General features: G+C 64.0%; 5 protein-coding genes and 1 pseudogene. 5 read left to right on the top strand and 1 reads right to left on the bottom strand.

The window, feature by feature from the left end; all coding sequences use genetic code 11:
- The first annotated feature begins 628 nt into the window (after positions 1-628).
- From AB0H75_RS49980 to AB0H75_RS50000, 5 genes and pseudogenes are all read left to right on the top strand, one after another.
- Entirely contained in the window at positions 629-1,273 is a 645-nt protein-coding gene (locus AB0H75_RS49980) for a hypothetical protein (protein WP_367809128.1), read from the top strand.
- A gap of 2 nt (positions 1,274-1,275) precedes the next feature.
- Positions 1,276-1,488 (top strand): annotated as a pseudogene (locus AB0H75_RS49985) (J domain-containing protein); the annotation flags it as partial.
- Positions 1,489-1,944: 456 nt separating this feature from the next.
- Entirely contained in the window at positions 1,945-2,613 is a 669-nt protein-coding gene (locus tag AB0H75_RS49990; protein ID WP_367809136.1) for a hypothetical protein, read from the top strand.
- Positions 2,614-3,030: 417 nt separating this feature from the next.
- Positions 3,031-6,075: an AAA domain-containing protein gene (locus AB0H75_RS49995; protein ID WP_367809130.1), complete on the top strand. Its 3,045-nt coding sequence runs from the start codon at positions 3,031-3,033 to the stop codon at positions 6,073-6,075.
- 220 nt (positions 6,076-6,295) lie between these two features.
- A protein-coding gene (locus AB0H75_RS50000) for an IS3 family transposase (RefSeq protein WP_367809134.1) occupies positions 6,296-7,521 on the top strand; the annotation gives its coding sequence in 2 pieces (ribosomal slippage) (positions 6,296-6,608 and positions 6,608-7,521; 1,227 coding nt in all).
- A 49-nt stretch (positions 7,522-7,570) separates the two neighbouring features.
- Here AB0H75_RS50000 and AB0H75_RS50005 read toward each other — a convergent pair.
- Positions 7,571-8,923 (bottom strand): IS256 family transposase, encoded by a 1,353-nt coding sequence (locus AB0H75_RS50005; RefSeq protein ID WP_367809132.1) that lies wholly within the window; start codon positions 8,921-8,923, stop codon positions 7,571-7,573.
- Positions 8,924-9,633: the final 710 nt, after the last annotated feature.

The raw sequence follows: 9,633 nt of genomic DNA on the forward strand, positions 1-9,633 counted from the left end.
GCCACCCGAGCGACGGGCTTGCCGGTCTCCTTCACGATACGCACCGCCCCGGTCCGAAACTCCGGATCAAAGCGCCGCCGCGTGACTGCTGCCACCACCAAACCTCTCCCGGTTCGGCCTCTACGCTACGAGGGGAAGCGCAAAACAGCCGATCAGCGTACGGAACGCGTAATTAAGGAGAGTGCCCAAGAGGATTCGGACTGCAAAAGTCCGCTTTGGAGCAGATCCGAAAATCGGTCGTTCAGTGGGCGGTCAACATTCCACTCAGGGTGGTGGGATGTATGTGCATGGGGTCAGCTATCCGGTCCCTGGGGACGGTGTAGCCTGCATGAACGCCGAGGAGCCTCAGGAGACGCAGCAGGAGGAGCGAGCGCAGAGGGCAAGTCGGCCACTGTGGACGAGCCTCAACGTCCCGCAGAGTGGGGCAGAGATCCGGAACGACTAGCGAATGCGATCAAGTTCATACCAGAATTGCGATCAGCATTTTCTCCCGGTATCGGATATCGGAGGCTCAGACCCCGTGGATCGCTTGCCTGCTGTGACCTCTGAGGATGGTTCGCTGCAACCGGCGCAGCTGAACACGCTGAATCGCGCTGCTCCATCCGTCTCAACGCTTTCCGCCGAACCGATGGGATTCGACCACGGTGTCCGTTTGCGGGATGAGTGCCGGAAATCCCTCGGTGAGAGTGTAAGGGCGAGGTTAGAGGAACTCACCGGTCAGACGCTGGGTTGGTATGCGATGGAAGACCGCTCCGATCCGGGCGACTGTTGCAAGGCGGTTGTCTTCGGTGAACGGGGATTGTGCACCGCGGTGTCCCGTATCGACACCGAGCACCGACCGGTGTACACGATTACCGGTTACTTGCTCGATCCGACGAGCTTCCGCAGCATAGAGATCGACTACAGGCCGACTCCAGACCGCGATACGGCTGTTCCGGACGGTTCCGAAGTTCTTGGGGTTCCGGGAGGACGTGAGTTGATCTCGGGGTTGACCGCGACGGTGCTGAGGGTGTTGGGCAATTCGCCGCCCAAGGCCCAGGAACTGCTGCAGGCTCCCTTCCTTAGGGGGCAGCAGGTACAGGAACAGGACTGCGGATGGCACTACGAGGACTCTGAGCACCATCTGAGAGTGTTCGTGGTCTTCCGTGCAGGACACCGAGATGTGACGGTGGCGGTCGGACGGCGAGTCGTTCCCGTAGGTCACACACAGCGGACGGCACATTGGTCCCTGAGGTGCTACCGGGCGTCCGTGGTCCGCCACATCGGGAGATAGGAGTGGACAAGAGGTTCAGGGCCCTTGAGGGACATGACGCCTACGAACTTCTCGGTGTGGCGGAAGGCTGCTCCGACAGAGCGATCAACCAGGCGTTCCGCAGGCAGGCACGTGACTGGCACCCCGACAAGAACCAGCGCTCCGGTGCCCGCGCCGAGGCCGAGTGGAAGATGCGTTTGCTCAACGCCGCGAGAGACGTCCTGCTAAATCACCGGGCAGAATACGACCTCTATCAGCGAGGAGGTTCCGAGCCGGGGGAGCTTACTGACGATTTACAGGACAGCCCCTGGCATGATCCCTGGGATGAGGCTCGGACGGACCTGTTCTCGGCGGCTGGTCCCGATGGGGACACAAGAGCGGGCGCACAGCCCTTCGGTAAGAGGGCAGCGGGCCACCCCTGGGCCGAGCCCAGCTACAACGGCGTCTCCCCACGGGTCTCTCCGCACCCTCACCCTCCTCCGTGGGGTGAGGTTCCCCGGCAGCATGGTGCCTCCCGGTCGCCGACGGTGGAGGATCCCCGTATCACTCCGACCTACAACGGGTATGCGCCTCCACCTCGATTCCAGCACGTTCCCCAGTGGAATCGGCCTTTCCCTCCGCCTCCGTATCTTGTCCAGCAGCGTAGGCGCGTAGGTTCACGCAACGGCTGTCTGTGGGCGACAGTGCTGGGCATGATTACGTTTGTGCTTTGCCTCCCGTTCTTCGTCATCGCGGTAGGCAATTACGCCTTTAAGGTGTCAGTTCCAGTGGAGTTATCCGGTAGCTGGATCGGTTCTGGTATTTACCCTGGAACTGACCAGCTATACACGGTCAGGATTTCTCTGGAGAGCGGACGCAAGAACGGCAAGGTGGAATATCCCCTGCATTTCTGCGCGGGGATGCTGATCCCGAAGAAGTTGAGCAACGGAAGACTCTCCGTCAGGCAGTATTTCACAGAGTCCAACCGATGTATCAATCGAGAAATGGAACTGAGTAGACGTGGCGATGGCAAGTTGAGCCTCTTTCGGGACGGTCAGGTCATCGCGCTGAACCGAGAGCCCTCCAGTGGGCCCTTCCAACTCCCCGAATCTCTCGTCGGAACCTGGACCGCCGATGGGATGGAATTCATCCTCGACAACAAGACCATCGGGCTTTCTGGAACCGTAGGGTGGGCTGGGGAGAGGTGCATACTTGTGGCCATAGCCGCGGACGACGACAGCGCGGCCTTGACTGTCGGCGGAACTAGCTGTAGACGTCACGGGACCTGGCTACTGACTTTTCGGAAGGGCCGACTGGTCGCTGACTTTAAGGGAGCGGATGGGCGGAACATCGACGGATGGTCGGCGCCCCGTAAGATGTGAGACATGTCCAGCATGAAAGCGTCCACGCAGGGCGCTCTCCGCGTCATGTAAAAGTGTGACTAACCTTCCTGCTATGAGGGCTAGTGAAAAACCTTCGTTCGTGAAAGTGGAGCCTCACATCGCCTCGTTGTGACAGCGTTGACCCTTTCGTGCGGTTCACGTGCTGTGGCGGCCTGGGTGTATAGGGGCTATTTAGGCGGGCCGTTATCATGAGGTCTGATACAAACATACTTTCCAAAAAACGGCTCTCCGCATGCGACAATCCGCTGGATCGTCCACACTCATTCTGGACTTTGATGGGCTTGTGCTCACCATCGGACGTTGTCCCTTGGAGTTGTAGAGGACGAAGGGTTCCAGAGAGTAGCCGGCAAGGGTACGTTACTAGCCGCACAAACGCCTTAACCCGCAAGGAGCGCGATGAACGGTCAAGGCCCGCGGCAAAGACCCTTCCCCGTCGATGAGCTGTCGCGAGCCGTACGCCTGGAGATGGCCGCTGAGCTACGGGCGGACGGCGATGGCGAAAAGGTCTCCTTGTCTGCCGGGCGCAGGATCGGCGGCGACGGAGAGACGCGCGAGTACCTGTTCACGTGCAGGTCATGGAAGGAGGCTTTCTCTGGTGAGAAGCTTCTCATCCGCCTGTCCCGCTCCCGGGATCCCTGGGAGCACGCCGAGGCGGCCCGGATGCCTGATGGCAAGGTCAAAGTTCGTACCAAAGCAAATCTGGGGATTGATCCCGCCAACGCTCAACTACGCAAGGATGAGACGGTAGGGCTGGAGTCCATACTTGACCGGCTTGACGGTGCGAACGACAAGGAAAGTAGCACCGTCAACCTCACAACCGCGGGCTGGTTGCTCGGTCAGGGAAAACCGCGCAACGGCCGCTGCGCCACCCCCAACCACTTCATCCGGAACTATCGGGATCGCCTTCTCAATGCCAAGCAGCGGCAGGCGATTGAGCAAGCCCTCGGCAGCGAGCTCACCTTCATCTGGGGGCCACCGGGAACCGGCAAGACCGACGTAGTCGCCGCCATCGCAGAGGGCTGCTACCGCCAACAGTTGCGTGTCCTATTCCTCGCCCCCACCAAGGTGGCCGTGGACCAGGCGCTGGAACGCATCTGCGACCTTCTGTCAGGCGAGGAAGCATTTGGCGAAGGTCTCGTGCAACGTGCTGGGGAGATAGAGCTGCCCTCGCTGGCCGCCAAGTTCGGTGATCAGATCGATCCGAGCAAGATCGCTGAGCGGCTGTCGGCGTCACTGGCTGGCCGAATCGCCACACTCCGCGAACGGTTGGAAGCCAACCGGAGGATCCTCGCCATCTACGCCGAGGCGGAACGCGTTGGGCAAGAGTTGCGAATCGCGTCCGCTCAACGGGACGACGCCAGCCAGCTCATCGCGGTCCTCCATAAACAGCTCGAGTTCAGCCGCGCGGCCATAACCGACATCGAACAGCAGATCCGAAACATTGGCACCCCATCGGGCCTGTTCGCGAAGAGAAGCCAGGCGAAACTCGACGAGCTGGGGCGCGCCCACTCGGAACACCAGAACGCCTTGGTCGAACTTGACAAGAAGCTGAGCGACGCCCGTTCCTCCCAGCAACACTACGCGCGCGAATCCGGCGCGTTGGAACGGGAATTCGCTGTCCTAAGCGACCAACTCCGCGCGATCCCAGCCGTAGGACCTGTTCGCCGGGCTGCTGAACAACTGCAAACGGACCTCACGGCACTGGAGCAGGACCTGCACAAGATCACTGAGGTGGTGCGCAGGAACTGCCGCGTCATGGGCACCACGGTTGCGAAGGCAGTGCAATCCCGCAACCTCCTCGATTCGCCAGACGTGGTGATCATTGACGAGGCCGGCATGGTGAACCTTCCATCGGCCTGGTGCGCCGCGGGCCTGGCGAGCCGTCGTGTAGTCATCGCAGGCGATTTCCGCCAGCTCCCCGCAGTGACCCGTGCCTCCGGACACCGGGATGCGACGCCTAAGGACAGGGAGCACGCGAAGCTCTGGATGGACCGCGACGCCTTCGCGACGGCGGGCCTTGTGGACGCCGCGGGCTCGGCTCGTCGCAACGACCCTCGCATGGTGTGCTTGGACACTCAGTACCGTATGCGGCCAGCCATCTGCGACGTCGTCAACGTCGTCGCTTACCCGGATGCACCGCTCCGCCCTGGCCGCGACGACCTCAGCAGGCTCCCGTCATCACCGCTGTTAAGCGGCCCGCTGATCCTCGTCGACACCACCCCGCGCCGGCTCCCTAACCCCGAAGGCCGGTACGGCGCGCACACCACCAATTCGGTACACGAAGCGGTCATTCACGAGCTCATACGCGGCCTGCAGCATGACGACGTCCTTCCGGCCCGCAAATGGACGGACCAGAGGCCCACAGACCGAATGGCCGTCATCGCCCCGTACAAGGACCAGGTGAGAGCGCTCCGCGGCAGTCTCGAATACCGGTTCGGCCAGAACTACGAGGGCTTGGTCGACACCGTCCACCGGTTCCAGGGCAGCCAGCGCCCCCTCGTGGTGATCGACACGGTTGCTGGGGCTGGCAGCAAGCTCGGCTACTTCTACGAGGACCTGGGCTTGGCTTCTCACACCTGCCGCCTGCTCAACGTGGCCCTCAGCCGAGCCCAGGATCATCTGATAGTCGTTGCGGACACCCAATTCCTGCGCTCGAACTTGCGCCCCGGCAGTGAGGCCGGCCGCATGCTGGACCACCTGGAACGCCATGCCCACAGACTGCCGGTCGATGACCTCGTACCGTTCCGTGCCGCGGGGGACCTGGCGAACCTGCCTGAGGACGAACTGGCCCGACCGGCCTTCTTCCCTGCCGACGAGGTGCCTCGAGCCGTCGAATGGGACATCGACCGCGCCCGCGGCAGCATCGATATCTTCTGCGCCTTCCTCGACCCGCGGCCTGTACGAAGATGGCTCGGTCGCCTCACCCCGCGAATCCAGGCAGGCGTGCAGGTCACCGTCCATACCCGTGATCAATCGGAGGATCCGCGCAGGCAAAGCCTTGTCCGCGATCTGGAGATGGCTGGATGCCGGCTCGTTGTACGGGAGCGCATGCACGAGAAGGTCCTCATCATTGATGACAACGTGCTGTGGCATGGCTCGCTCAACCTGCTGGCCAATATCGGGCCCACCGAGTTGATGATGCGGATCACAGACCCGACGGCCTGTCGGCGGGTACGCCATATCGTTGAGCGCGCCCGAATGGAACGTCCCGCCCGGCCCTGGCGCCAAGGACCGACGGCCGGTGCTGACGTGGAGTCCGGTGGCGTCCTGGGCGGCCGTCGGTACATTCGTGTGCCCTACCGCGACAAGGAGGCGTTCAAGCAGGCAATGCGCGCCGCTGCGGTGCGGTACGACTGGGACGATGACCGGAAGATGTGGCACATTGATGCCTCCGTCTCTCGGCATCTCATCCAACGCTGGCTTCCAGTAGATGGTGCTTGACCGGAAGGCGCAAAGTTCGCGGCTGAGGGATGTCCAGCTCGTCAGCTCATCCCCTTCAAGCAACTATCAGCTGTTGGAAGCCAGGTGATTCTGTTGATCAGCCAGCGGCGGTCGCGTCCTCGGATCGGTGTAAATAGCTCGACGAGGTAGGGGGTCTTCCCCCTTGAGTGTGGACACCTTGGAGACTGGATCTTGAGGTCCAGGGGAAGAGATGTCCCTGATGGTGATGAAGAACTACCCGCCCGAGTTCAAGGCCGACGCGGTAGCGCTGGTGCTGTCGAGGCCGGACCGGACGATCACGTCGATCGCGCGGGATCTGGGGGTCAGCCGCGAGACGCTGCGCGTGTGGGTACGCGCCGCGCAGGCTCGAGGTGAGGGCGCGCAGGGCGGGAGCGGTGGCGCCGCTGCCGGTCGGCCGGCCTCGTCCGGGCACGTACCCTCGGACGACGTGCTGGAAGAGGAGAACAAGCAGCTCAAGGCGCGGATCCGGGAGCTGGAGCAAGAGCGCGACATCCTGCGCAAGGCGGCCAAGCTTTTCGCGGGCGAGACGAACTGGTCAACCGCTTCCAGTTTGTTGAGGATCACAAGGCGCTCTACGGGGTGAAGCGGTTGTGCCGGGTGCTGCAGGTGTCGCGCTCGGGCTTCTACCGGTGGGTGAAGGGTGCCGCGGCGCGGCTGGCCCGCTTGCAGGCCGATGAGCAGCTGGCTGAGCAGGTGCGGCGGATCCATGCCGAGCATGACGGCACCTACGGCTCGCCCCGGGTGACGGCGGAGCTGCGCGCGGCCGGGATGATGGTCAACCACAAGCGGGTGGAGCGGGTGATGCGCGAGCACGGCATCGCCGGACTGCATCTGCGCAAGAAGGTCCGCACCACTGTTCCGGAGCCGGACGCCTGCCCGGTGCCGGACCTGATCCAGGGTGACTTCACCGCCGAGCGGCCGAACACCCGCTACGTCGGCGACATCACCTACCTGCCCGTCGGCGGCGGCCGGTTCCTCTACCTGGCCACCGTGGTCGACTTGTGCTCGCGCCGGCTGGCAGGCTGGTCGGTCGCTGATCACCTGCGCACCGAGCTCGTCGTGGACGCGTTGCAGGCCGCCGCCCATACTCGGGGCGGCCGTCTGGACGGCGCGGTGTTCCACAGCGACAACGGGGCGCAGTACTGCTCGCGGGAGTTCGCGCGGGCCTGCCGCCGGCTCGGTGTCATCCGCTCGCGTGGCGCGGTCGGCACCAGCGCCGACAACGCCGCGGCCGAGTCCTTCAACGCGAGTCTGAAACGCGAGACGCTGCAGGGCACGCGCCACTGGCCCGACGCCCGCACCGCCCGCCTGGCCGTCTTCGGTTGGATCACCCGCTACAACACGGTCCGGCGGCACTCCCGGCTCGGCCGGCTCAGCCCGATCGACTACGAGAAGACGGCGGATAATCTGAAACCCGCTGCCTGAAACCGGTGCCCGCGTTTGAGGGGGAAGCCCCAGGTGCCGTGGATGGATCTTAAGCGGCCTCGGTGACGGATGCCAAGGGCGGGTCGTCGGCCGGGTGGAGCTGGGCGGGCGGGTGGAGCAGGGCCCGGCGGAGGTCTTGCAGAATGCGCAGGCCCTTGCTGGTCATGGTGAAGCCGCGCCAGCCCCGGGCGGCTCGGTCGAGCACGGCCCACACGAGTGAGACGCAGCTGGTCTCGCCGGGGAAGCGGCCGATGACCTTGACGCGGCGGCGGGTCTCGCCGAAGGTGCGCTCGATGAAGTTGGAGTGCCGCACGCGCTTGTGGTGCTCGAGCGGGAAGCGCAGGTAGGTGGTCAGGCTTTGACGGTCGGACAGCAGGCACTTGACCGCTGCCGGGTAGCGGCCGGCCCAGGTCTCGGCGAAGGCGTCGATGCGCCGCTGCACCCAGTCCACGAGCTGCTGGCCGGGCTCGACGTCCTCGCCGAGGTCGGTGAGGTCGAAGATCTGCCAGTAGGCGGCCTTCACCTCGGCCTGATCGCCGGCGCTGACCTTGGCCAGCACATTTCTGGCGCGATGAACGAGACACCTTTGGCGCAGCGAGGGCGAGAAGACCTGCTCGGCGGCGCTGATCAGGCCGGGCGCGCCGTCGGAGATGACCAGCAGCGGCGGGCGCAGGCCGCGGCCGGCCAGGTCGGTCAGGAAGTCGTGCCAGGCGTCGGTGGATTCGCCTCCGGCGGCGGCCAGGCCGACGAAGACCGGCTTGCCTGCGGTGGTGATGCCCCAGGCGGCCAGGATCGGCTCGGCCCGCTGCCCGTCGTGCATCTTGAAGTGCGAGGCGTCCAGGAACAGGTAGTCCAGCTCCACCGCGGCAAGGTCGCGGCGGCACCAGGCGTCGTACTCGGCCACGATGGTCTGGCAGATGGTCGAGACCGTGGACTTGGACAGCGCGGCTTCCGGGCCGAGCGCATCGGCGAGCGCCCCTTCGACATCACGGACGAATAGGCCGCGCACGAAGGAGGCGATCACGAGCGTTTCCAGCGCGTGGGTGCGGGTGACGCCGGCGCCGAACAGGCGGGAGGCGAACTTGTCGGTGGTGCCGCGCAGCTTCGGTCGTGCGATGGTGATCGGTCCGCTGGTGGTCTTGACGGTGGTCGGGCAGTGCCCGTTGCGATGACCAGGCCGCACCGTCGTCTCTTCGCTGCTGTTTGCGGGCGTGGCGGCGGCGCGCTGGTAGCGGGCGCGGCCGAGGAAGGCGTCTACCTCGGCTTCCACGGCGGTCTGGATGATCAGGCGGGCGCCGAGCCGGGCGACGTCCTCGATCACCTCGACCAGGTCACGACCTTCGGTGAACAAGGCGTCGATCTCGGCGCGGATGGCCTGAACGGGCGGTAGTCTGCGTGCCACGAGCGTAGGTCCTTGCGTAGTGCGAACTTTGGTCGGTTCAGCACGGCAACCTACGCTCGTTCACATTTACACCGCATCTCGGACGCGACCAGCCAGCGGTCGCGTTCAATACACGGCCCAACGATCCGCGTTCATGTGTAACTGGCTCCCACGGACCCCCGATGATGGGTGTGAGAGATCCTGGGGCGTGACCTGGGGAAATGCCTTCAAGATCATCACCCGTATGTCCCCGGATCATGGTCCTACGGCTGCATACGGCGGCTTGCGGTGGCCTAACAAGCAGAAGACCTGCGGCTGGGAAACCGCAGGTCAGATGCCAAAAGTCCTGGTTGGAAGAGTGCCCCCGGCAGGATTCGAACCTGCGGCACCCGCTTTAGGAGAGTGGGGCTGAGCGCATCTAAATAGGTGGCTTGACCTGTGCAAACGGCCTGTGTGGGGCACGGGCTACGTAAGATCATCCCGCGTATATCCCCGGGCTCAAACTGCGGGAGGAAGATCACCTCATGACACCCAGCATCTGGTCCTGGCCCTCGAAGCGCAGGCCGTCGTCCATGCAGCCAGCCCAACCATAGCCAAACCGCTTCGAGACCTCTGTCAGCCTATGTAGCTGGCTGTCCTGTCAATCCCCTGAAAACGTGGAGACGGTTCTATGCCACAGCGGTCCTCAGCAGGGCCGATGAGGCTGTCCTTTTCTCGATCATGTGATGCTC

Source organism: Nonomuraea sp. NPDC050783, assembly GCF_040802095.1.
In the GTDB taxonomy this organism is placed as follows: domain Bacteria; phylum Actinomycetota; class Actinomycetes; order Streptosporangiales; family Streptosporangiaceae; genus Nonomuraea.